This is a genomic window from Agrobacterium sp. CCNWLW155, from assembly GCF_036888815.1.
Taxonomy (GTDB): Bacteria; Pseudomonadota; Alphaproteobacteria; order Rhizobiales; family Rhizobiaceae; genus Agrobacterium; species Agrobacterium radiobacter.
The window spans coordinates 1-20,967 of the sequence record NZ_JBAKFW010000016.1 but is presented as its reverse complement, the minus strand read 5'-3'; the positions used below and the strand labels follow the sequence as shown (position 1 = coordinate 20,967).

Here is a 20,967-nt window from a genome sequence, read left to right as displayed (position 1 = left end):
ATCACATGTGCGACCGACACCAGAAGCTGATCAGAGCGACCGACGAGCCTAACTTTTTCGGGATCGACCATTACGGCTTTCCGGAGGCCGGGGAACACCCCGCTGATCCGCCGGGATACTATCCTGAGTATTTCTCTTCCGAACGCTTCCAGCGGCTCGGCTACCATGTCGAGGAGCTTCGCAGCGGTTTCTACTGGGTCACCAGCGGCGGCTATGACGCGGCCTTCGTCGTGACCAGCGACGGTGTCGTCGCCATCGATGCACCGCCGACGATCGGTGAAAACATGCTGGCCGCGATCGAAGACGTCACGGACAAACCGGTAACGCATTTGATCTACAGCCATTGGCACACCGATCACATCGGCGCCGCCTCTGTTTTCGGACCGAATGTCGAGATCGTCGCACACGAAATCACCAGGGAACTGCTCGAGCGGTTTCCCGATCCGAACCGACCAGTGCCTACCGTGACATTCGACAAGGATCATCTGCTTGTCGTCGGCGGGGTGACGCTCGAACTGTCCTACAAAGGCGAGAACCACTGCCCCGGCAACATCTTTATCTATGCGCCAGCCCAAAAGGTGCTGACCGTCATCGACATCGTCAGTCCCGGCAGCGCCACCTTCATGCATTGCGACGCATCGCAGAATATTACCGGCTGGTACGAAGCCCAGAAGCAACTGATGGAATATGACTTCGATTTCCTCGTGGCCGGCCATCACATGAAATACGGGACGCCGGAAACGGTCGCAGCTTCAATCGAGTATTTCCAGGACGTCCTCGACGGAGCACAGGCAGCCGTGGATCGATTCAGCCGGTCGGATGCGCTCGTCAGCATCCTGGAGGGCGCCGGCTGGGACCAGGTGTTTTCCGGGACCGAGAACTGGATCAATTCGATGGCCAATTTTGCCACGAAATATGTCCTGGAAAAGAAGAGCAGCAATGGCCAGCTCTGGTCCGAGCGGCTTGCGGGCGTGACGACCCAGACGAAATATCACGCCTATACCGTGCTGGAGTCGATCCGCCTGGAAAGGCCGCGGCCGAACTACCGCCTGCGCGGCGAAAATCCGCCGCCGTTCCTGACCTGAACCGGGATCGTCCTCCGGCACACCTCGAAATCGAGTGGGCACGGCATTACCCCGTTGTGTCCGGAGGCCGCCCATGAGCGCGGGACGGATCTCGCGCGCCCTTGCAACATCAGAAAGGCAAGTCAATGACGACGTTTTCCGCAAACAACTGGATAGACGGCATCTTTGTCTCGTCTTCCAAACGCGGCCGCTCCATCGATCCGGCGACATATGAGACGATCGGAGATTATCCGGACGATGGCGGAGCGGCCGCGCACTCTGCCATCGAAGCCGCGAAACGCGCGTTCCGCGAAACCGCTTGGCGCGACGATGCCGAGCTTCGTGCAAGGGTGCTCGATCAGATGGCATCGGCAATCGAGCGAAATCGCGAACGCCTGATCGAAATCCTCTCGCTTGAGAACGGCAAACTGCTCGGCGAGGCGGCACTGGAGATCGACGGAAGTCCGAGCAAGCTTCGATACTGGGCTGCGATGGCGCGTACGGAGGCAGGGCGGGCGACATTGCCCAAGCCCGGCAGCCTCTCCGTGATTCTACGCCAGCCGATGGGAGTGGCGGGGATTATCGTTCCCTGGAATTCTCCTGTCATTCTTGCGGTCCGTTCCTTCGCTCCGGCACTTGCCGCCGGCTGCGCGGTCGTCGTCAAGATGCCCGGCCAGACGGCGCAAATCGCCAGCGTCCTGGCCGAGGTTCTCGCGGAAGCGAAAGACCTGCCGGGTGGTATCCTGAACATGTTCATCGAGAGGAGTACGGAGGGCGCAGCGCTTCTGGTGGAAAGCCCCGATGTGCCGACGATCAGCTTCACGGGAAGTACGCAAACCGGCCGCACCATCGGTGCCGTCGGTGCGAAGAGAATGAAGCGGTTCGGGCTGGAACTCGGCGGCAAGGCTCCGATGATCGTATTCGATGACGCTGATATCGAAGCCATGCTACCTGTTCTTGAAAAGGCTCTCACCATCTTTGCTGGTCAGTTCTGCATGACCGGCTCGCGGCTGCTCGTACAGAGTTCAATCTATGAACGGGTCCGCCACGGCCTCGCCGAAAGGCTGCGTGCTGTCAAAGTCGGACCGGCATCCGACCCGGCGAGCGATATGGGGCCACTCATCGACAAGGAGAACGTGGCCCGTGTCGACAACGTGGTGAAAAATGCGCTGTCGAAGGGGGCAACTGTGGTCGTTCGAGGAGGTCCAGTGACAGAAGGCCCGTTGGCGAAAGGTGCTTTTTTCCGTCCTTCGATGCTGGAGGTATCCGACAACAGCCTGCCAGTCGTGCAGCAGGAAACATTCGGTCCTGTGATAACCATCCAGCGGTTCTCAGATGAGCGGGAAGCCGTCGTGCTGGCAAACGATAACGACTATGGCCTGTCCGCCTCGATCTGGACGCGGGACCTGGATCGCTCGTTGCGGGTCGCACAGGCGCTTGAAGCGGGAAGCGTGTTCGTCAACGACTGGGCCAAGGTGTATGACGGGACGGAGGAGGGTGGCTTCAAGCAATCCGGTCTCGGGAGGCTAAACGGCGTTGCCGCCATCGAGGACTTTATCGAATACAAGCACATCGCCCTTAAACCTGGCTTGCTTCGATAAGCTGCGCCAGTTGCTCAGGAAGTGTGCCTCCTCGACTCGGCCTTTGAGTGCTGGAACTTCAATGGAAATTCGTACTCGGTTGTGTTGCGTAATTTCCACTCAATGTTGCCGATGCAATTTTGCAGATCGATGGAGACGTCTCACCAACCTGGTCGACATCTCCTCAAATTGCGTACGGGACTTTCGAAAGGATAAAAATTTGCAGGACAAAGTTGACACCTTGAAGCAGGCGGAAAGAGTAATGATGGATACGATACATGCAGCTATCAGCCGAGCGGCGGTGGAAACGGAAGCTGCATTCCAGTCAGTTGGACCGCAGACCACCGCCCAAAATTATTTCTCGGACGTCGCCATGCGTCGGCTGTTTTTGCACCTGTGCGGTGCGGACGAGGATACCGCCAAGGGTGGTGATCCAGAGCACGCGTGGGACATACTCTATGTGGGGCGCGGTACAGCCCGGTATTGGGAAAAAGAACACGGAATTAGGTCTAGGCGCCGCAAGGCAGAGAGCCATGCGGAACTCGAAAGGGAAAGACGCGAGAAATCTGCTCTTACGCAAAGTGCTCAGAAGCTCGCAACTGACGTCGCCATCCGCGCGCTGATCGACCATGCGAGCATTTCCGACCCAGACCTGCGTGATCGCCTGTTGGCGACGGTTGAAGCCCGTGCCAGCGTCACCGATCCACTTTCGCAAGTCGAGCAGGATTTCGCCGATTCGGCGAAAGTCTCGATCGCCCGCCTTATTGGCACGGTCACTTGAAAGCCATCGGCAATACGGAGCCGTCGCCCGTTATCCGGTCAAGAGCACCTGGTACTGCGGTTCTCATCGCAGGTCGTGACCTTCAAAGGACGTTAGGATTACGGCGACTTGGTTTCTGAGACTTGGAGTGGTTGGTCCTAAAGGTGCCGTGTCTTGAAATCCCGGGGCGGTTCGAACTCGACGAGCGGCAGTCATTACACCTCACGTTCGAATTTCTCATACAGGAAGTTCACCAGCGCGCGCACTCGAGCGATGCCTGCGCGCGCTGGTGGCATCAATATGTGCAAATCTGCCCCCGCGTGACTATAGCCTGGGACTACGACTTCGAGCTCACCTTTGGCAAGCGACTCTTGAACCATGAAGAGGGGCAGTACCACGATACCAAGTCCGCCGCGCGCGGCGGCAAGCATCATTTGACCATTGTCTGTGCGAAATTGTGAGTTCACGCGGACTTGTTCCCATCCATCCGGACCTTGAAAACGCCAGCTGACCGTATCGAAGGAGTAGAGTATGGCGTTGTGCGCAGCCAGTTCAGCGGGCTTTGAGGGGCGCCCTCTGGCTTCCAGATAGGATGGACTGGCTGCGACAGCCCAACGTACCTTTGCAAGTTTTCTCGTAATCAGCACGGAATCCGGGATGCTTCCGATCCTTACCGCCAAGTCATACGCCTCGGCGACAAGATCCGGCTGACGGTCTTCAAAGCGGACGTCGAAATGGATCCTTGGGTGGAGGAGGGCGAACTCTGCCAGCAGCGGAGCGAGACAGAACTCTCCGAAAGCTACGGGAACCGAAACTCTAACCTGACCAGACGCTTCGGTCGTCGACCTTACAACCATCTCCTGCGCTGATTCCAGTTCGGCCAACCCAGATGCTGCTCGTACATGATACTCACGGCCGACGTCTGTAAGGGTTGTTCCCTTTTGGGAACGTGTGAGGAGCGTTGCGCCTAGAAAATTCTCCAAGCGACTGACGCGGCGACTGACGATCGATTTAGCGATCCCCAAACGACTAGCCGCACCAGCGATACTACCAGTTTCGGCCACCCGAATGAAGGAGATCAAGTCCAAGATCTCGACAGACTCAGGTTCCGCCATTAGCAACTCCGCACTCCAGTGAATGCGGTTACTGCAACACTGGGTGTGCGGATTGTCAAGTCTCCCAATTCGTTCGGCGCTCACACTGACGTCCTGCAGCGACCCCTACAGGTCGAGCTGAATAAACGAACCAAGCAAGTTCCAATGCTTGGTAAAAATCGCTGTCCGCCGTCGCCCCGCATCGACCTCACCTCGCCGGATCGCATAACGCTGCATAGGGTGCTGGCATCGTTCTCTTTTCCGCAACAATGGGTTTCGCCTTGGCAGCCTATTACTCCAACGATCCAGGTCGCATGATTGAATCGATAGAAAAGCCAGGAGATTAAATTGGACTTTCCAACCGAAAATCCGGATAGCCGCGGTGTGACGGTGCAACTTCTTGCAAAACGTCGGACACAGTATTTTCTCGGCAAAAACATCGCGTTCTCTGACGAAGAGATTGATGCACTTATTCGCGAGGCGGTTCGCCTGTCACCCTCAGCCTTTAATTCGCAAAGTTCGCGCGTTTTGATCCTGCACCGCGATGAAAATCAGAAACTCTGGAACATCGTGAAATCGGAGTTGAGTCATATCGTTGAAGGAGAGGCGAAGATGCACTCCTTCAGAAAAATCGATAGCTTCGCTGCTGGAGCAGGTGCTGTTCTTTTCTTCGAGGATCGAAATGTGGTCAGGCTCTTACAAGATCAGTGGCCTTTGTACGCTGATCATTTTCCAGATTGGTCCGAGCAAGCGTCTGGGATGGCGCAACTTTCGGTCTGGATTGCGCTTGCCGGCGTGGGAATTGGTGCCAGTCTCCAGCATTATAACCCGCTGGTTGACGCAAAGATCAAAAGGCATTGGGACATACCGGAGACATGGAGGTTACGCGCGCAAATGCCGTTCGGCTCCAACGAGGCACCTTTTCCCGCAAAGACGACTATCTCCGATGGTGACCGCTTTCGAAGCTTCTCTCGCTAGGCCTGCGGCGGTGCAGATCGTGCGGCCTTCATGGCCACACTGATTATGACGGCAAAGCTCAACGGCATCGATCCGCAGGTGTGGCTGGCCGACGTTCTTGCCCGCATCGCTGACACGCCGATTACCAGGCTGTAGCAGTTGCTTCCGTGGAATTGGACGCCGCCGACCGTCAACGCTCAAGCGCCCCGACCTGCGGCCTTCACCGGAGGCTTACTGAGCTTGACTGGGCGGCCGCGCTGAGCCTGCGGCTTCCCTCAAGCAAATGATGCTGCAAAACTGCACTCGCAGCGTCGACGTTCCGATCTCTGCAAGCCTCAAGCAAAGCACGATGCTCCTCCTGCGATTGCTGCTCATAGTCCAGGTTTGAAAGCAACAACCTCACATAGCGGTCGGCCGCATCATGGTGGGTAGCAATGAGGCCGATAAGCCGCTCATTTTGGCAGGCACCGTAAAGTGTCATGTGGAACTGCTTATTCAGCGTCCCCCAACGCCCCACATCCGTCTCAGCGTCGATCTGTGCGAGAAGTGTTGCAGCCCTGTCCAGATCGGCCGTCGTTAACCCAGCATATGACAGGCGCAGGGCCTCCGTCTCCAATAGTGAGCGAATGGAATAAATCTCCGCAATCTCCTTGGCATCCATTCTTGCCACGAAAGCGCCCTTCGTCGGGTGGATGGTTACGAGGCCCTCGCTTTCCAGAAGTCTCAACGCATCACGCACAGGCATGCGGCTGAAACCAAATCGTGAGGCCAGCTCGTCTTGCCGTAGCGCGACGCCACCGCGAAGCTCACCACCGGAAATCGCTTCCCGCAGGATCCTCGCGATGCGATCCGCCACAGTCTCTGGCCGGATGGCTTCAACATTTACTGCGGCGAAATCGTCCATGCCCGACCTTTATGATCCGCAGGTCCTCCCATATCTGAACCCGACAACACAGGGCTATACCCTGCAGGTGAACCCGATGAATATGTTTCGGACGGGACGCATGCTTTGAAAATCGTGTTCGCGGGCATCGGTGAAATTGACTTTATTTGCGCTCCAAGACTTACCAACGCTCCGACATCCCGTATCGCAGTACGTGGAACCGAAGTTGACCTTGAGACCCCGGGGCGAAATCATCGCGAAGAAGGTTCACTATCGAGGATCCTCTCTTCAGCCACGTGACATGTTCGATATCGCGTGCATCGCCAAGGCACTCGGCGATGGATACGTTCTCGAAGCTCTCTTGCCATTCAAGACCAGAGCCGCCGCTGCATTGGCAATGGCCGAGAGAATGGATGCAGGCCTCGCTAGCACAGTCATGGGGAAGCTTCAGTGTAGAGAAGGATATGCGGATGTTTCGAAAACTGCTCAAGCGACGACAATCTCGCTTTTGAAAGCAGTGTGCGACCATAAGCCAGCGTAATCCGCAGCACCTTCCTGTCCGTCTCCGCGCTGATTTCTCGGCAACTTGGTGGCCTTGGCTATGCCGCCGTTCGGCCGATTATTCTTTCGATGGGCGTCATTCTTATTAGCCAGCAAAACCAAATTGCGGCGGCGTCTGCGGCTGTGAATGAATTGTGTTGCAAATGTTTAGCCAATCCCAAGCGCGGGGTCGGCGGTTCACATCCCTTCAAGAGCATTTATCTCGGGTAAATCCGACTTCGCGGAAAGGGAGCCTTTGCAACAGTTATGTCCTTTGGAACTTTCAATAGTGTCCGGACGCTACCACCATTCGGATATATCCGGGACCTCTTGATCGATGACCTTTTTTAGCTCGATGCCGTTCGTTGAACAGGCTATATCCACATCACGTAACATCGCGAAGAAGTCCCTTTTTCGTCCGCATTCGCAGCTTGAGAAACCGGAAACCTCGCGCGATTGTTGAGCACCTCGAAGGGACTGCCGATTATCGGTTCCCGTGCCACCCCGACCTGCAAATAATAGATGAAAGTCGGAAGGAAAAAAACTAATCATTGACTTCACCTCGCTGGTGCTTTATTTACTTGTCATCGATCTTTTGCTTGCCAAGCTTGTCTATCGTGCGATTGGCACCGCGCTCTAAGCGAACTTCTCTTTCAAAAATAGTCGGTTTTTTCCGCGTCGCATTCGTTGCGCGGTATGTCACTCTATGCTTGGAAAGGGTTCATCGTGACCACTGGCACAGTAAAATGGTTTAATTCCACAAAGGGCTTTGGCTTCATTCAGCCTGACAATGGCGGCGCAGATGCGTTTGTTCATATCTCCGCTGTCGAGCGTGCAGGAATGCGCGAACTCGTAGAAGGCCAGAAGATTGGTTTCGAACTTGAGCGCGACAACAAGTCGGGCAAAATGTCTGCGACCAATCTGCAATCCGCATAAGTGAGATCCGCTTCCCTTTGACCACGGATGTACTGGCACTGCCGGGAGCAATTTCATCGAGGCCAGGCGTTTCGCCTGGCCTTTTTTTTCGGCCGTGGGCCGACAACTAGGTACTTCATGACACAACAACACACCAGATCCCGCCAACAGGCAGAGATCGCGTTCAGCAAGCTTCAGGCTCCTGTCATCGCAAAGGATCTTGCAGAGCACGAGCGGAAAGCTGCGGTTGAGGCGCGAGATGAAAAAACAGCACGGCTTAGAGTTGCACGCCTCGCAAAAGAACTTGCGGACCGAACATCTGCGACAGCAGCACTCATCGCAAAGCGATCCGCGACGTTTTCGACCACTCGCTCGACCGATTGAGTGGACCCGGATCGCACTGGCGCCAGTTTCCAATCCAGCCGTAAGAGCTCTAGGTCAACGATGACGTGGGCATTTGAACACCGAAGGAAGACAAATGTCATCGACAACAAATGAGTTGAACACGATTAACACCGCTTGGCAGATTGCCATCCAGGAAATCCTGAGGATGGTTATTCGCGATCTTTACCGAGGTGAAGGCGAAGCGCAGTTCAAGGAGCATATTGAACGCATTGAGGCCGCAGCTGTTGACAGTATCCAGACGGACCTGAGGTTTCGGGGAACAGACGAGTGGACGGAGCTACTCGTCAAGGAAAAGGCCAGCAATTTCGTCACGACCTTGCTGACGTCATTTACCTTCGACCGAGCATGATTACGCTGCACTAGTACGGTTGCGATCAATAGACTGCGGTCGCGCGCATGCGGCTTTCAGAGTAACACGAGAGGGCATCGTCATGGCGGACTTCAAACAATTTGCTGCGAGTTCGAACGGTGACAATTGGTATCTTGGGACGCGAGACGATGCGACATCGGTCGTCCGTCACAAGGGCAATCCAGCGTCGGGCGGACACGAGACAGAGATGCGTATCGAGGAGTTTCTGCTTCTAAGGCCGTTCAGTCCCGAGCAGGCGGCGCTGATTGAATTCCTTGATGCAGGCGTTGATCAACAGGACCAATCAAGTCTCGACAGCTCTTCGTTATAAATCTCCGCAGGCTGGGATTCCCTTCTAGGCCTTCCGGCGGCGCAGGCTGACGTGCCTTTATTGACAATAACTCCATTTTTCACAACTGCATATAATGTCGAACGAGTTGATGTTTTGAGAAAGACAAATATTGATGCAAGTGTGATCTGACTGCAGTGACATTTCCTCCGATTTCAGCGCGCGTGGCCAGCGGAAGGTGAATATGCCAAAACCGAAAATGCCCTCTGTCGTCAGCACCGGTATCGCGGGGCTTGACGAAATTCTTCGCGGTGGTCTTCCAGCATCCAATCTCTACATTTTGCAGGGCGCTCCAGGATCGGGCAAAACCACCGCCGCCCTTCAGTTCCTGCGAGCCGGTGTTGCCGCCGGCGAAAGCTGCATTTACGTGACGCTCTCGCAGACGGCTGCCGAGCTGAAGGCGATTGCTGTCTCGCACGGCTGGACACTCGACGGTATTCGTATTGAGGAGCTGGCAACATCCGGCTCTGTAAACGAGGCCGATGATCAAAGCATATTCATGACATCCGACCTGCGGCTTGACGAGACACGCAAGGCGATCGAGGCCGCGATAGAGAAACATAAACCGCGCCGCCTCGTCTATGATTCGCTTCTTGAAATCCGATTGATAACTGGAGATTCTCCCCGGTTCCGCCGGGAGTTGATCGCGTTCAAGGCTTTCCTGGCTAAACAGGACGTCGTGGCGCTACTGCTTGACACTCAGTCGTCAGACTTTGATCGGAGCGGCGAGGAGGTGGAGGGACTGGCCCACGGGGTAATTCGCTTCGACAAGTCGCTGGAGGAGTACGGCGGCGTTCGCCGCCGAGTCGAGATATCCAAAATGCGCAGCGTGCCGATCGCTGACGGCTATCATGACATGGCGATTAGGGAAGGCGAAGGCGTGGTGATATTCCCCCGAATTATGCCAAGCGCCGCATCGGACACCGGAAAGCCACAACTGATCAAATCCGGTGTAGCCGAACTCGACGAGATGTTCGGCGGAGGTCAGGAAGCCGGAACCACAACCCTCGTCATCGGTCAGGCCGGGACCGGAAAATCGACGATGTCATCACTCTATGCAACGGCGGCGCTTGAACGTGGAGAAAACGTAGCACTCTTTCTGTTCGAGGAGCGACTGGAAACCTTCTTTCGCCGATCTGAAGGTCTCGGCATGCAACTCAGGCAGTTTCATAAGGACGGCAGACTGATACTTCGCGACTTCAATCCCAACGAGATCTCACCGGGTGAATTCGGCCAGATCGTTCAGGATGCCGTGACGCAGAACAAGTCGAAAGTCGTCGTCATCGACAGTCTGACCGGTTACCTCAACTCTTTACCACACCGGGACAAAGCGGTGCGCGACATCCAGTCCCTGTTAAAGTACCTGGCGCGCTCCGGGGTGTTGACCATGCTTATTGTGGCTCAGCATGGGCTCCTCGGGCAGAATGTCGGGATCGACGTGGATGTGAGCTTCCTCGGCGATACAGTCCTACTGTTGCGGATCATGGAGCATGAAGGGCGCCTCCGTCGGAATATTACTGTAGTAAAGAAGCGCCACGGCCCGCATGATCTGGACGTGCGGGAACTGATTATCGAAAGCGGTAACGTCAGCGTGGTGGCCTACAACCCCCTTCCCGATCCAAAATGAACGGGCTGTCAAGGGAAAATGAGCTGGACTGGGTGCTGGTCCTTGCTCCGTTTCGAAAAGATGCTGATTACATTGCCGCTCTTTTGCAAGACCAAAAGGTGAGGGTGGTCTCGGCCAAGGTCGATGATGATCTTGAAGGTCCTTCTTTGTTCGTCACCGGACATCATCATCGTTACGCACGAAGCGCTCACTCCCTCTGTCTTGACGAAGCTCTCCGATCACTTGAAAGCTCAACCGGATTGGTCAGAGATACCGATCATCGTCCTTCTTGAGAAGGCCGCACCCGTGCAAGGCATTCGCGACCGATTACAGGCGGCATGGCCAAAATCCCGACTTCTGTTCCATTTGCGTCCGATCGCGCCGTTGGAGTTGGTCAACGCCGTTCAGTTGAATCTTCTGGTGAGATTGCGGCAGCGACAAGTCCGGGATTCAATCGAACGGGAGAGAGAACTGCGTTTGGAACTCAACCATCGCGTCAAGAACATCCTTGCCACCGTCGCCTCCATTTTCCAGATGACGCGAAGAGGCGCTGCATCCATGGACGAACTGGCGGGTGATTTTGGCGCGCGGCTTCAGGCCCTTTCCGGCGTTCATTCCGCCGTCTTCGAGGCGGGCGGGGAAGAGGTTGGCCTCTCTTTGATCGTGGCGACGACCGTAGCTCCCTACAACGGTGATGGCTGTAGTCGAATTGCCGTTTCCGGTCCGGACATTGTTGTGAGTCGGGATGCCGGGACGACCATCGCTCTTTGTGTTCATGAGCTGACGACGAATGCTATCAAATATGGCGCGCTTTCTGTTCCTGAGGGTTACGTAGAGGTGGTTTGGGAGATATCCGATGGTAACGATCCCCTGTTCAGCATGAATTGGGTTGAACGAGGCGGCCCGCCTGCGGTCGCGCCCAGCCGCCAAGGGTACGGTACACGCTATATTCGTTCGGCTTTGGGGTCGTTATTTGGCACAGCGCCTGAACTGCAGTTTGACACCCAGGGATTTCGCTGTCGCATTGCCGGACCAGTTTCGCAGTTGCGGCCCGAAAAGGAGCCCGGCTAGTGATTGTTTTTACCGATGTCCGAACCACGACGTCCAAATGGTAACCGTAAGGAGTGAGCTATCCGCGTCGCGGTCGCTCAGGAAAGCAGTTAGCGCCTCGGTGCTGAGACGATCCCAGCTTTTGCCCCGGTCTGGACCGGCCGGCACCCGTGGTAGTAGGCCGGGCTGCGAACTCCAGAGCAGAAGCTCATCCAGCGAGCGGCATTCAGCTCATAGCGCAGATGGCGGGCGGTGACATAGGCATCAGGCATAGCCCGATGGGCGGGAAGGCCGATCTCGTGTATCAAACCTTCCGGCCTTCGCCGATAACGCAGCAGCTGGTTCGAAAACCTTGACAGCTCCGGCCAGACACGCAATGCACATTTCCAGGTGCAGATCCATGGAGCACCAGCGGCCAGTCTCGGCGTGCAATAGCGTTGCTCGAACGCGGCGCGGTGGGCGGCAAGGGCGATGATCGGGTGCGGTGGCCGCAAGATGCCTGGCGCTACTTCTTTCCAGAGCGGCGCGCCAGTGACCTCCCAATCCTGGATATGATGTATTGCCATCGTGTCGGGCGAAATCGGCTTCCAAGTTGACCAGAACCGCGCGGCGCTCCCCAGCAACTTCCCACCTGCCATCCTCGCCTTGAACGACATCCTGCCACCCGATCTCGCAGACATCGCTCGGCCCGTTGCCAGCGGTTTCCAGGTCGATAACTCGAATACAGTGTGGGAACATTGCGGCTTTGCCCCTTGATCTGCTCCAGCTTCCTCTGATCAGAAACCCAACCCGAGCTGCGGTTGTTCCTCGTTTTTGGCCGCCTCCTTGTCATTGGTGAGTGACGACAGTGTTACACCAAGAAGCCGGACCGGGAGCTTGAACGGATAGACACCCGCCAGCAGGGCATTGGCCGCACCGAGAATATCGCCGACACCTGCATAAGGGAGGGCAGTTGTCCTGCTCCGCGTCGCTTGGGTGAAATCGGAGTACTTTATCTTCACAGTCACCGTCTTGCCGCTGAAGCCCTTTGCCTGACAATAGGACCAGACTTTTTCCGCAAGTGGCCGGAGTTCGTTTGTCGCAAGGTCGAGGTCGCTGATATCGACGGCAAATGTGTCCTCGGCGCCGACTGACTTCCGCACACGGTCCGGCTGGACCTGCCGCTCATCGATGCCTCGGGCAATGCCATAGAAATACGGCCCAGACTTCCCGAAATGCTCGATGAGAAACTGTAGGGACTTTGCCCTTAGATCCGCACCGGTCTCGATACCCAGGCGGAGCATTTTGTCCGCCGTGGCCGGGCCGACGCCATGGAACTTCTTTACGGCAAGTTGCTCGACGAAAGCTGGCCCGTTCTTCGGCGTGATGACTGCTTGGCCGTTGGGCTTGTTGAGGTCGGACGCCATCTTGGCGAGGAACTTGTTGTAGGAGATACCGGCGGAAGCATTCAGTCCGGTGACCGCCATTATTCTGGCACGGATTTCCAGCGCGATGTCGGTGGCGACCGACATGCCCTTGAGGTTTTCGGTGACGTCGAGATAGGCTTCGTCGAGCGACAGGGGTTCGATGATGGGCGTGTACTCCGCAAAAATCTCGCGGATCTGCTGGGAGACAGCACGGTAGACTTCGAACCTTGGCTTCACAAAGATTAGTGCGGGGCACTTCCGTGCCGCCGTGACTGACGGCATTGCCGAGCGAACGCCAAATTCCCGCGCCTCATAACTTGCTGCTGCAACAACGCCCCGTGCAGCCGCTCCGCCAACAGCCAAGGGTTTGCCACGCAGTTCCGGATTGTCGCGCTGCTCGACCGACGCGTAGAAGGCATCCATGTCGACATGGATGATTTTTCTGACGGTTGAGACGGTGGTTCGATCCATGGCAGGTGTCACTGGCGGAAACAAAGCAGGAACATAGCAGCTGCCGGCGACGCATCCAAGTCCTAACCCGCATGCTGCATCTGCCGAGGGAAACTCCTCGCTTGTTCAAGCGTTTGATTAATAACCCTGGCGAAGTGGTGATTGACCCATGGCCGACGACAGCACCTTGACCATAAGCAGTTTTCGAAACGCGTGAGACTGCCGACCTTGCGGAGGGCGCGCAGCGATGCTCCGCTCGAAGGAGACGAAGTTTCCGCGGATATCAATTCCAGCATGATCCCCACGGTTCAGCGGACGTCTGGTGACGTTGGCGCGATCCGGGTCTCCCGACGCTGATCTCCAGCGTTTTGAGTCGTCGCCATGCCCTGGCAATTTTCGCCCACAGGTTCATCGCCGCCGAACGCAGTTCGCGATGATGGCTTAAGATGTCGTGGCGCGGGGTTGTGAAACAGGTTGGCAATCGGGTCATGGATAGAGACGAAACGTTGTAGATGTCGCGGTGACTTGAATTGTTCATGATCCGCTCTCGCCGCCGGATTGGCTGGTGGGAATTCTCTGCCCGATTGTTCAACCCATTGTGGGAACGATGCTCGACACCGGGCGTGATCCCACGCTTCGCCGCGGCGTAGGATCGAAGCTTATCGGTGATCATCACCCGCGGCGCTCGCCCCCTCCTCGGCGACAAGGATATCCTGTTTATTAAAAACCACGGCGTCATGGTCCGTGCACCCAACATCGCCGAAGCCTGGGACGATCTCTACTACCTCGAGCGGGCCGCCGAAGTTCAGTTGAAGACGATGGGCTCGGGCCGCAAACTCCTGCCGGTCCTGCCTGCTGTTGCGGCTGATGCGGCGCGGCAGATGCGGGAGGGGGACCCGAAAAGTGCCAGGATGCATCTGGAAAGTATCCGCCGGGTGCTCGACCGGCGGGCGCCCGACTATCGAGACTGATCGGATAGGAAAGGTGAGGCGTTTCCAAACTCCACTTTCCCAATAATCCTCAGGTCAGGTCGTCCCATTCAGCAACGGCTGATCACCCAATGTGACAACCATATGTTCGATGAAGGCGCGGACACGATGGGGCAGGGGACCACCGCCAACATAGATGGCATGAACCAGTTCGAGGTCGCCTGGGTTGTAGTCGTCGAGGAGGACTATCAACCGCCCTGTTGCAATCTCGTCCGCCACATGAAAGAGGCCCACCCGGGCAATGCCGGCGCCCGCCAGCACCATCTGCTTCATCGTCTCGCCGTTGTTGACGACGATGCTGCCTTTGACTGGTTGCGCGATGTCACGGTCATGGTCACGAAACGGCCATGACGGCCGTGCGCGCCGGAAATTGAACGTCAGGCAGTCGTGTTCTCCGAGATCCGCTGGAGATTGCGGCGAACCCCTGCGCTTGAGGTAGTCGGGTGAAGCGCAGACTACGCGCCGGCTCTGCCCGAGCTTTCGGGCAATCAGCCCGCTGTCCGGCAGGTTGCCCATCCGGATGGCGACGTCGGTCTTTTCCGCCACCAGATCGACAATGCCGTCGGTGAAGGAGAGATCGACGATCAGATCGGGGTTGCGCGCAATGAAGTCGGGGATTGCCGGTGCGACGAACATCGTGCCGAACGGTATCGTCGTGTTGATCCGCAGCCGCCCACGGACGGCGCCTCCTGCGGCTTCTTCGTCCGCCTCATTCAGTTCCTGCAGAATCCTGAGCGCTGCATGATGATAGGCTTCGCCTTCTTCTGTCAGCGTCAGGGCGCGGGTCGTTCGTACCAGAAGGCGTGTGCCAAGCCTTGTTTCCAGACGCGCGATCAACTTGCTGACCGCTGATGGCGTGATGTCGAGATTACGGGCGGCGGCAGAGAAACCCCCATCCTGAACGACGCGGGCAAACACCTCCATTTCGCCGGAACGTTCCATCAGGATGCGTGGCATTGATGATCCTCATTCACAGGTGCATGTCTCCTGCAGGCAATAGTATCTCTGAGGCTTAGATCATAAATTGTTTCCGGCAACAATCTGGAGACACGTCATGGATCTTCAACTGAACGGAAAGACCGCCCTTGTAACCGGCGCCACCGCCGGCATCGGCCTCGAAATCGCCCGATCTCTCGCACTAGAAGGGGCGCGCGTCGTGATCACCGGACGCGACCGCGCCAAGCTCGACAGCGCGATTGCTGTTATCAAGTCATCCGGCGGATTGGACATCACTGGCGTTCTGGCAGACGCCGCCAGCGCCGAGGGTGCCGCGATTATCGCGAAGGCCGAACCGTCTGTCGATATCCTCGTCAACAATCTCGGCATCTACGAGAGCAAGGCCTTCGGCGACATCACCGACGCCGATTGGAGCCATCTGTTCGACGTCAATGTCATGAGCGGCGTGCGTCTGTCGCGCACCTATCTTCCCGGCATGCTGGAGCGCAACTGGGGCCGGATCATCTTCATTTCCAGCGAGTCAGGTGTGGCCATCCCTGAAGACATGATCCACTACGCAACGACCAAGACGGCACAACTGTCGATCTCACGCGGATTGGCGCAACTGACCCGCGGCACCAATGTCACGGTCAATTCCGTGCTTCCGGGACCGACCCGCTCGGAAGGCATCGAATCCTTCCTGCGCAGCCAGGCAAGCGATCCGTCCGCACCGATCAAAGAGATCGAGGCCGAATTCTTCGCCACCGCCCGCGCGGCTTCGATCCTGCAGCGCATGGTGGAGGCGGAAGAGGTGGCAAACCTCGTTGCCTATCTCGCCAGCCCCCGTTCATCGGCCACGAACGGTGCAGCCCTTCGTGCCGAAGGCGGTCTCGTCAACACCATCGCCTGAGAAAGGCACTACCCATGTCAAACACGCCTCTGACCATCATCGCCATCACCACCGCCAAGCCCGGCAAGGAGGCGGCGCTTGGCGCTGCCCAGGAAAAGCTGGTCGCCGAGACTTTGGCCGAAGACGGCTGCCTCCGGTACGAGTTGCACCAGTCGCTCGATGATGGACGCGTGCGCATCTTTGTCGAAACCTGGCAAAGTGAAGCCCAATGGCGCGCCCATATGCAGGGCGCCGCCCTGCAGCGCTTTCAGGCGAGCGGCGTTGGCGACTATTTCGCCGACTTTGCGCTGCACCGGCTCACCAAGGTCGCTGGCTGAGAAGCAACCGCCTTTCCCTTCCCCACCATATTTCTAACTTTTGGAGCTAGACCCATGAAACTTCTGCGCAGCCTCGCCGTCGCTCTTGCACTCGGCACCAGCACTCTGAGCGCCCATGCCGGAAACGTCCTGATCGTGCTTTCCGATTCCGAACGCCTCGACCTCAAGGACGGCAAGGTGTTCAAGACCGGTTTCTACCTCAATGAGCTTATGCAGCCGGTGCAGGCGCTGCTCGATGCCGGCCATGAGATCACTTTCGCCACGCCGAAAGGTATGGCGCCGTCCGTCGACACCACATCCATCGATAAGATGTATTTCGGTGGTGATGAAGCGGCGATGAAAGCCAGCGAGGCGCAGTTGTCGGAACTGGGCCTGATATCGAGCGACAGGTCGCCGGTCGTCAGCCTCGCACGGGTCGAGCAGATCGGCTACGACCATTTCGATGCGGTCTATGTGCCGGGCGGTCACGCACCCATGCAGGATCTTCTGGTCAGTTCAGAACTCGGTAAGCTGCTCACCTGGTTCCATGAGAATGGCAAGACGACCGCATTAGCATGCCATGGCCCGATCGCGCTGCTTTCCACGCTGCCGGACGCAGAAGGTTTCGTGACCCAGTTCGAAACGGCGGGAACGGCAAAGGCACAGGCGGGTTGGGTCTATGCAGGCTACAGGTTCACCGTCTTCAGCAACCAGGAAGAGGAAATGGCCAAGGGACTGCTGGGTGGCGGCGAGATGAAATTCTATCCGCAGGATGCGCTCACCCAAGCAGGCGGCCAGTTCAGCCAAGGCGAAGCCGCTTTCTCGGCACATGTGGTGACCGATCGGGAACTGATTACTGGCCAGAACCCCGCCTCCGCCCCGGCCGTCGCCAGAGAGCTACTGGCCCGATTGAAATAGCGTCTGCCGATGTCGCGCACGGGGCGATATCGGCCGCAGCTAAGCGGCGAATGTGGATCGGGGCCATGTTTGCCGCGCGCTGCCATGCATCATGTTTTCGTGTGTGTGAAATCAAAGAGAGAGTACGCCGTAACATCTTTTCCACCTGGCGCTCAGCTTCAAATCCTATCCAGACTTTTGGCTTCGAAATAATGTGGTCGTCGGTTTCGCTCCCATCAAGAGCAGAGGCATTGAAAACCCACGCCGGCAGTCATGGACCGCCAAGTCCGCAAGATCCGCTGCGCTTGCATCTGGCGTTATAGACGCCCGATCCGGTTCACAAACTCACCTAGCTTCGTCCACCTGCCGCTAGGAAGACGACAGTTTGTATGCACGAACGTGATCAATGAGTGCGCGCAGCTTGGGCGCCATATTGCGGCGGTTGGGGAAATAAAGGAAGAACCCTGGAAATGGGGGCAAATATTCGTCCAACGTTGTGACCAACTCGCCCCGATCGATATGTAAACGAAACGTCTCCTCCAGCGCAAATGTGATACCGCCTCCAGCGAGCGCGGTCCGTACCATCAAATGCAGATCGTTTGTGGTGACTTGCGGCTCAACGGCTACGTCGATAGGAACTCCATTCTCCTCGAACTCCCACTGGTACGACGCAGCACTGGGAGACGGACGCCAACCGATACAGCGATGCCTTACCAGGTCCCGAGGGTGACGAGGCGTTCCGTGCAATTCGAAATATCGCGGCGTCGCGACGACCACTTCTCTCTCTTCTTTGGTCAGTGGAACAGCGACCATATCCTGCTCGATCACCTCACCCAGCCGAACCCCCGCATCGAAGCCGGCAGCCACGATGTCAAAGACATCGTCTGTCACAGTGACGTCGATAGTGATGCCGGGATGGGTCTCCGCGAAGGACGCGATCAGTGGGCCAGACAAGAACTGTTCTGCAATCGATGTAACCGCAATCCGCAGCAAACCGCTCGGTCTGGCGTCACCCGCTACATTCTCGAACGCAGATCTGATCTCGGCCATTGGTTGCGACAGCGTCTCGCGGAAGCGGTTGCCGGCTTCGGTGAGTCGCACGCTACGGGTCGTGCGGCTCACGAGCGCGATGCCGCAGATATCCTCGAGCCGGCGGATGCCCTGGCTTACGGCCGAGCGAGTAACCCCTAGTCGGTCAGCCGCGGCCCTGAAGTTGCCCTCTTCGGCGACAGCCAGAAACACTGGCACAAGATTAAGGTCGATTGTCATTGTCGCGTCCGGCTAACCAATGTCGTTAGTGGAAAGGGAATACAAGCGACAATCGAATTTGTCTACCTTCTGTCCGTGGCCGACAGTCGCATCGCGCACAGCACGGCAGGCAATAACAACGATTTCGAAGGAGATATTCCAATGACGTACATAAAGATCAGACTCGCAGCAGCATTCGCTCTAGGGGTCTGCGCAGGTCCTGTCGCTGCACAGGCTGGCGCGTGCCCGCGGGACGGCGCCGAGGCTCCCCTCGCACTCCACGCCGACTGGATCATGAAAGGTTGGGAACGTCATGAAGGCGATGGCAAGTTCGTGTTCGCAGAAAAGCTGAACAAGTATTACGACCTCGAAAATACCAAGGGTGTTTTCTACGACAATTTTGCGCCTGGTAGCACACAGCTCTTTGATAACTCTGCTCGCTACGGCGCCAACTGGGAGGCGTTGCAGAACGCTGCTCGATCAGTGCGCCACGGACTGACTGGAGGCCACGACGCGATCGTCGGGGACACAGTTGCCTCGACGACACTTGGCTTCGTTGGCCGTATCAATCGCCTTGACGGCAAAGTGATCGCTTTCGATGGCCGCTCGCAGCTGGGCTGGGAATGTACTGCGGGCAAATGGAAAATCCGCCATGAACTGAACTACGCCTGGGTTGTCGAGCCCGAGACCATTCAATCTTTCCTGGGCAACCCGGAGGCGGCACAATGACGACCCAAACGCCCTCACATCCTTATGTCGGCATGTGGGAGACCGCAGACGGCCGCATCCGGCACCAGTTGCTCCCGAATGGCCGCTACGACGAGGCGCGTGGCCGACACGAAAGTGCGTATCAGGGACGATACGAGGTGTCGGGAAGCCACATCGAGTACTGGGACGATACCGGCTTTACCGCCGACGGCGATTTTGTCGATGACGTGCTGTACCACGCGGGAATGGTTCTTTATCGCAAGCAGTAGCCAGAACCACGCCGGTGTATCTATTGCCGGCGTGGTTCAATTCTTTCGCTAGATGCGATGCTTCGTGACCATGAAAACCAGATCGAAAAGAAAGCTATGACAATTAGCAATATCGAAGAGAAGCACGAGAATCTGGCTTTGCCGGAAGACAGACAAAAACACCTCTGTGGTCTTCGCAAACAAACCAACGATGGAGTGGATCATGTTCAGCGGTGCAGGGGTCACGTTCGTTCGAGCACTGCCGGGAAAGAACGCTATTTTGCATTCGCTCCTTGAAAACGACGCTTCCGTAAGCCCGTCGTATAGTAAGACCAGCCTGGAAGTCCTTACGGGTGCGGTGGACCCGGATTTCATCTGCCTCAGAGAGGCAGATGAAACTGGCTTTTTCCTATCGGACGAAACCAGATGCTGCATTGCATCATTGGTAGTGGTTATGGGCGGAGATGTGAACCGAGACATGTTTTATTGACGCCTGAGGCAATCCACGCAGCTTTGCTCGTTTATAGAGAGGGTCCGCATTGGCAAACATCGAACCAGTCCAAGAAAACACTCTGCCCCCGATCCCGGCCGTTACCGGACAACCCATCTACCCATCGGCCCTCGTGCCTGAACTGGATGAGATGACTGAAATGCCCGAGCGGACGTCCCCGCTCGGTCTTGAACGGTACATAGCTGGTCGCACGCTTATCAGTGGTGATAGCCCGGCCTGGAATGACATGTTCGTTAAGGTCTATTCCCGTCTCAACAAGCAGGAGCCCTTTCTCGTTCCTGCTGTCGCCGAACCACTGATCGTCTGGGTGATGTCAGGCGAGGCGGTGGTTGAGGAGCGTGACCTCGACGGAGAATGGGTAGCAAACAACGTCACCGTCGGTGATTTCTTTCTGACCCGCTCCCCCACCCCTTACGAAATGCGCTGGCGCGCAATCGGAGGAGCGCCCTTCCAGGTCATGCATCTTTATCTCTCGGTTCCCCTTTTCGAGCGCGTCGCCTACGACGTGCTGGGCTGCGCCGCTCCTCCTGCGCTGCGCGACATTTCCGGGGGTAAGGACACGCAACTGTCGCACCTCCTTTCACTGATTCACCAGGAGCTAAGGTCTGAAGGGAAGGGGAGTCAGCTGTTTATTCAGGGCCTTGCCCAGACACTAGAGCAGATCCTGTGATCGATGAATCGATTGTGAAGTGACGGGGCGAGCGGAAGCTGATTCAACATCCACAGCGAAAGAGGTGGCTGATGGGACGAGCACTGAGCGATGATCTTCGACTACGCGTGTTAAAAGCGTCTGCGGCGGGCATGTCTGCGCGCCAG

The 20,967-nt window shown here is 57.0% G+C and carries 20 protein-coding genes and 5 pseudogenes; 18 read left to right on the top strand and 7 right to left on the bottom strand.

The features are described from left to right. The first annotated feature begins 5 nt into the window (after positions 1 to 5). The 3 genes from V6S97_RS25990 (at position 6) to V6S97_RS25980 (ending at position 3,425) form a co-directional block, all read left to right on the top strand. On the top strand, positions 6 to 1,085 hold the full coding sequence (locus tag V6S97_RS25990; protein WP_334428026.1) for an MBL fold metallo-hydrolase: 1,080 nt from the start codon (positions 6 to 8) through the stop codon (positions 1,083 to 1,085). Between the two features lie 125 nt (positions 1,086 to 1,210). Then, positions 1,211 to 2,665, top strand: coding sequence for an aldehyde dehydrogenase family protein (locus V6S97_RS25985; protein ID WP_334428025.1), 1,455 nt, complete (start codon positions 1,211 to 1,213; stop codon positions 2,663 to 2,665). 199 nt (positions 2,666 to 2,864) lie between these two features. Continuing rightward, positions 2,865 to 3,425, top strand: a complete 561-nt coding sequence (locus tag V6S97_RS25980) for a hypothetical protein (protein ID WP_236760347.1) — start codon at positions 2,865 to 2,867, stop codon at positions 3,423 to 3,425. A gap of 194 nt (positions 3,426 to 3,619) precedes the next feature. On the opposite strand, the gene V6S97_RS25975 is transcribed toward V6S97_RS25980, so the two are convergent. After that, a complete protein-coding gene (locus V6S97_RS25975; protein ID WP_112207846.1) occupies positions 3,620 to 4,519 on the bottom strand; it encodes a LysR family transcriptional regulator in 900 nt (299 codons plus the stop codon). Positions 4,520 to 4,882: 363 nt separating this feature from the next. On the opposite strand from V6S97_RS25975, the gene V6S97_RS25970 reads away from it, so the two are divergent. Further along, the gene (locus tag V6S97_RS25970) at positions 4,883 to 5,476 is read left to right on the top strand and encodes a nitroreductase family protein (protein ID WP_334428036.1); all 594 of its coding nucleotides are present in this window, start codon (positions 4,883 to 4,885) and stop codon (positions 5,474 to 5,476) included. Between the two features lie 9 nt (positions 5,477 to 5,485). After that, a pseudogene (locus V6S97_RS25965) lies at positions 5,486 to 5,611 on the top strand (transposase domain-containing protein); the annotation flags it as partial. Between the two features lie 64 nt (positions 5,612 to 5,675). On the opposite strand, the gene V6S97_RS25960 reads toward V6S97_RS25965, so the two are convergent. Continuing rightward, positions 5,676 to 6,359 (bottom strand): GntR family transcriptional regulator, encoded by a 684-nt coding sequence (locus tag V6S97_RS25960; protein ID WP_334428024.1) that lies wholly within the window; start codon positions 6,357 to 6,359, stop codon positions 5,676 to 5,678. A gap of 1,245 nt (positions 6,360 to 7,604) precedes the next feature. On the opposite strand from V6S97_RS25960, the gene V6S97_RS25955 reads away from it, so the two are divergent. From V6S97_RS25955 to V6S97_RS25930, 5 genes and pseudogenes are all read left to right on the top strand, one after another. Then, on the top strand, positions 7,605 to 7,814 hold the full coding sequence (locus V6S97_RS25955; RefSeq protein WP_034806062.1) for a cold-shock protein: 210 nt from the start codon (positions 7,605 to 7,607) through the stop codon (positions 7,812 to 7,814). A 457-nt stretch (positions 7,815 to 8,271) separates the two neighbouring features. Beyond that, on the top strand, positions 8,272 to 8,547 hold the full coding sequence (locus tag V6S97_RS25945) for a hypothetical protein (protein ID WP_060726545.1): 276 nt from the start codon (positions 8,272 to 8,274) through the stop codon (positions 8,545 to 8,547). An 82-nt stretch (positions 8,548 to 8,629) separates the two neighbouring features. Continuing rightward, positions 8,630 to 8,878 carry a hypothetical protein gene (locus V6S97_RS25940; RefSeq protein ID WP_060726546.1) on the top strand — a complete coding sequence of 83 codons (249 nt, stop codon included), beginning with the start codon at positions 8,630 to 8,632 and terminating at the stop codon, positions 8,876 to 8,878. Positions 8,879 to 9,080: 202 nt separating this feature from the next. Continuing rightward, complete coding sequence (locus tag V6S97_RS25935) at positions 9,081 to 10,523, top strand: ATPase domain-containing protein (RefSeq protein WP_080865233.1); 1,443 nt, start codon at positions 9,081 to 9,083, stop codon at positions 10,521 to 10,523. Beyond that, a pseudogene (locus tag V6S97_RS25930) lies at positions 10,520 to 11,573 on the top strand (sensor histidine kinase). The gene V6S97_RS25935 and the pseudogene V6S97_RS25930 overlap by 4 nt, the downstream one beginning before the upstream one ends. A gap of 89 nt (positions 11,574 to 11,662) precedes the next feature. On the opposite strand, the gene V6S97_RS25925 reads toward V6S97_RS25930, so the two are convergent. The 3 genes and pseudogenes from V6S97_RS25925 to V6S97_RS25910 form a co-directional block, all read right to left on the bottom strand. Then, positions 11,663 to 12,208 carry a hypothetical protein gene (locus V6S97_RS25925; RefSeq protein ID WP_334428023.1) on the bottom strand — a complete coding sequence of 182 codons (546 nt, stop codon included), beginning with the start codon at positions 12,206 to 12,208 and terminating at the stop codon, positions 11,663 to 11,665. Positions 12,209 to 12,328: 120 nt separating this feature from the next. Continuing rightward, positions 12,329 to 13,429, bottom strand: coding sequence for a DNA polymerase IV (gene dinB / locus V6S97_RS25920; RefSeq protein ID WP_060726549.1), 1,101 nt, complete (start codon positions 13,427 to 13,429; stop codon positions 12,329 to 12,331). Positions 13,430 to 13,860: 431 nt separating this feature from the next. Next, positions 13,861 to 14,099: pseudogene (locus V6S97_RS25910) on the bottom strand (DDE-type integrase/transposase/recombinase); the annotation flags it as partial. 1 nt (position 14,100) lies between these two features. On the opposite strand from V6S97_RS25910, the pseudogene V6S97_RS25905 reads away from it, so the two are divergent. Next, positions 14,101 to 14,379: pseudogene (locus V6S97_RS25905) on the top strand (class II aldolase/adducin family protein); the annotation flags it as partial. Between the two features lie 54 nt (positions 14,380 to 14,433). Here the strand turns inward: V6S97_RS25905 and V6S97_RS25900 are convergent. Then, positions 14,434 to 15,354, bottom strand: a complete 921-nt coding sequence (locus V6S97_RS25900; RefSeq protein ID WP_060726550.1) for a LysR substrate-binding domain-containing protein — start codon at positions 15,352 to 15,354, stop codon at positions 14,434 to 14,436. 97 nt (positions 15,355 to 15,451) lie between these two features. On the opposite strand from V6S97_RS25900, the gene V6S97_RS25895 reads away from it, so the two are divergent. Genes V6S97_RS25895 through V6S97_RS25885 form a run of 3 tightly spaced genes read left to right on the top strand, consistent with a single transcriptional unit; the run spans position 15,452 to position 17,457 of the window. Next, on the top strand, positions 15,452 to 16,243 hold the full coding sequence (locus V6S97_RS25895; protein ID WP_087744440.1) for an SDR family NAD(P)-dependent oxidoreductase: 792 nt from the start codon (positions 15,452 to 15,454) through the stop codon (positions 16,241 to 16,243). Positions 16,244 to 16,257: 14 nt separating this feature from the next. Beyond that, positions 16,258 to 16,560: a putative quinol monooxygenase gene (locus V6S97_RS25890; RefSeq protein WP_060726552.1), complete on the top strand. Its 303-nt coding sequence runs from the start codon at positions 16,258 to 16,260 to the stop codon at positions 16,558 to 16,560. A 54-nt stretch (positions 16,561 to 16,614) separates the two neighbouring features. Further along, entirely contained in the window at positions 16,615 to 17,457 is an 843-nt protein-coding gene (locus V6S97_RS25885) for a type 1 glutamine amidotransferase domain-containing protein (protein ID WP_334428022.1), read from the top strand. 348 nt (positions 17,458 to 17,805) lie between these two features. Here V6S97_RS25885 and V6S97_RS25880 read toward each other — a convergent pair whose 3' ends face one another. Then, the gene (locus V6S97_RS25880; RefSeq protein ID WP_334428021.1) at positions 17,806 to 18,705 is read right to left on the bottom strand and encodes a LysR family transcriptional regulator; all 900 of its coding nucleotides are present in this window, start codon (positions 18,703 to 18,705) and stop codon (positions 17,806 to 17,808) included. Between the two features lie 141 nt (positions 18,706 to 18,846). Here V6S97_RS25880 and V6S97_RS25875 point away from each other — a divergent pair, with 141 nt between their 5' ends. The 4 genes and pseudogenes from V6S97_RS25875 to V6S97_RS25860 all read left to right on the top strand — a co-directional run. Then, positions 18,847 to 19,413: a hypothetical protein gene (locus V6S97_RS25875; RefSeq protein WP_334428020.1), complete on the top strand. Its 567-nt coding sequence runs from the start codon at positions 18,847 to 18,849 to the stop codon at positions 19,411 to 19,413. Beyond that, the gene (locus tag V6S97_RS25870) at positions 19,410 to 19,661 is read left to right on the top strand and encodes an Atu4866 domain-containing protein (protein WP_060726556.1); all 252 of its coding nucleotides are present in this window, start codon (positions 19,410 to 19,412) and stop codon (positions 19,659 to 19,661) included. The genes V6S97_RS25875 and V6S97_RS25870 overlap by 4 nt, the downstream gene beginning before the upstream one ends. Positions 19,662 to 19,863: 202 nt before the next feature. Then, positions 19,864 to 20,130 (top strand): hypothetical protein, encoded by a 267-nt coding sequence (locus tag V6S97_RS25865; RefSeq protein ID WP_334428019.1) that lies wholly within the window; start codon positions 19,864 to 19,866, stop codon positions 20,128 to 20,130. Positions 20,131 to 20,179: 49 nt separating this feature from the next. Beyond that, a pseudogene (locus V6S97_RS25860) lies at positions 20,180 to 20,806 on the top strand (AraC family transcriptional regulator); the annotation flags it as partial. Positions 20,807 to 20,967 lie beyond the last annotated feature (161 nt).

Coding starts and splice junctions, on each gene's coding strand:
- V6S97_RS25890 (WP_060726552.1), top strand. CDS start 16,258: ATGTCAAACACGCCTCTGACCATCATCGCCATCACCACCGCCAAGCCC.
- V6S97_RS25935 (WP_080865233.1), top strand. CDS start 9,081: ATGCCAAAACCGAAAATGCCCTCTGTCGTCAGCACCGGTATCGCGGGG.
- V6S97_RS25990 (WP_334428026.1), top strand. CDS start 6: ATGTGCGACCGACACCAGAAGCTGATCAGAGCGACCGACGAGCCTAAC.
- V6S97_RS25975 (WP_112207846.1), bottom strand. CDS start 4,519: ATGGCGGAACCTGAGTCTGTCGAGATCTTGGACTTGATCTCCTTCATT.
- V6S97_RS25960 (WP_334428024.1), bottom strand. CDS start 6,359: ATGGACGATTTCGCCGCAGTAAATGTTGAAGCCATCCGGCCAGAGACT.
- V6S97_RS25865 (WP_334428019.1), top strand. CDS start 19,864: ATGTTCAGCGGTGCAGGGGTCACGTTCGTTCGAGCACTGCCGGGAAAG.
- V6S97_RS25925 (WP_334428023.1), bottom strand. CDS start 12,208: ATGTCGTTCAAGGCGAGGATGGCAGGTGGGAAGTTGCTGGGGAGCGCC.
- V6S97_RS25870 (WP_060726556.1), top strand. CDS start 19,410: ATGACGACCCAAACGCCCTCACATCCTTATGTCGGCATGTGGGAGACC.
- V6S97_RS25880 (WP_334428021.1), bottom strand. CDS start 18,705: ATGACAATCGACCTTAATCTTGTGCCAGTGTTTCTGGCTGTCGCCGAA.
- V6S97_RS25885 (WP_334428022.1), top strand. CDS start 16,615: ATGAAACTTCTGCGCAGCCTCGCCGTCGCTCTTGCACTCGGCACCAGC.
- V6S97_RS25985 (WP_334428025.1), top strand. CDS start 1,211: ATGACGACGTTTTCCGCAAACAACTGGATAGACGGCATCTTTGTCTCG.
- dinB (WP_060726549.1), bottom strand. CDS start 13,429: ATGGATCGAACCACCGTCTCAACCGTCAGAAAAATCATCCATGTCGAC.
- V6S97_RS25895 (WP_087744440.1), top strand. CDS start 15,452: ATGGATCTTCAACTGAACGGAAAGACCGCCCTTGTAACCGGCGCCACC.
- V6S97_RS25945 (WP_060726545.1), top strand. CDS start 8,272: ATGTCATCGACAACAAATGAGTTGAACACGATTAACACCGCTTGGCAG.
- V6S97_RS25875 (WP_334428020.1), top strand. CDS start 18,847: ATGACGTACATAAAGATCAGACTCGCAGCAGCATTCGCTCTAGGGGTC.
- V6S97_RS25900 (WP_060726550.1), bottom strand. CDS start 15,354: ATGCCACGCATCCTGATGGAACGTTCCGGCGAAATGGAGGTGTTTGCC.
- V6S97_RS25940 (WP_060726546.1), top strand. CDS start 8,630: ATGGCGGACTTCAAACAATTTGCTGCGAGTTCGAACGGTGACAATTGG.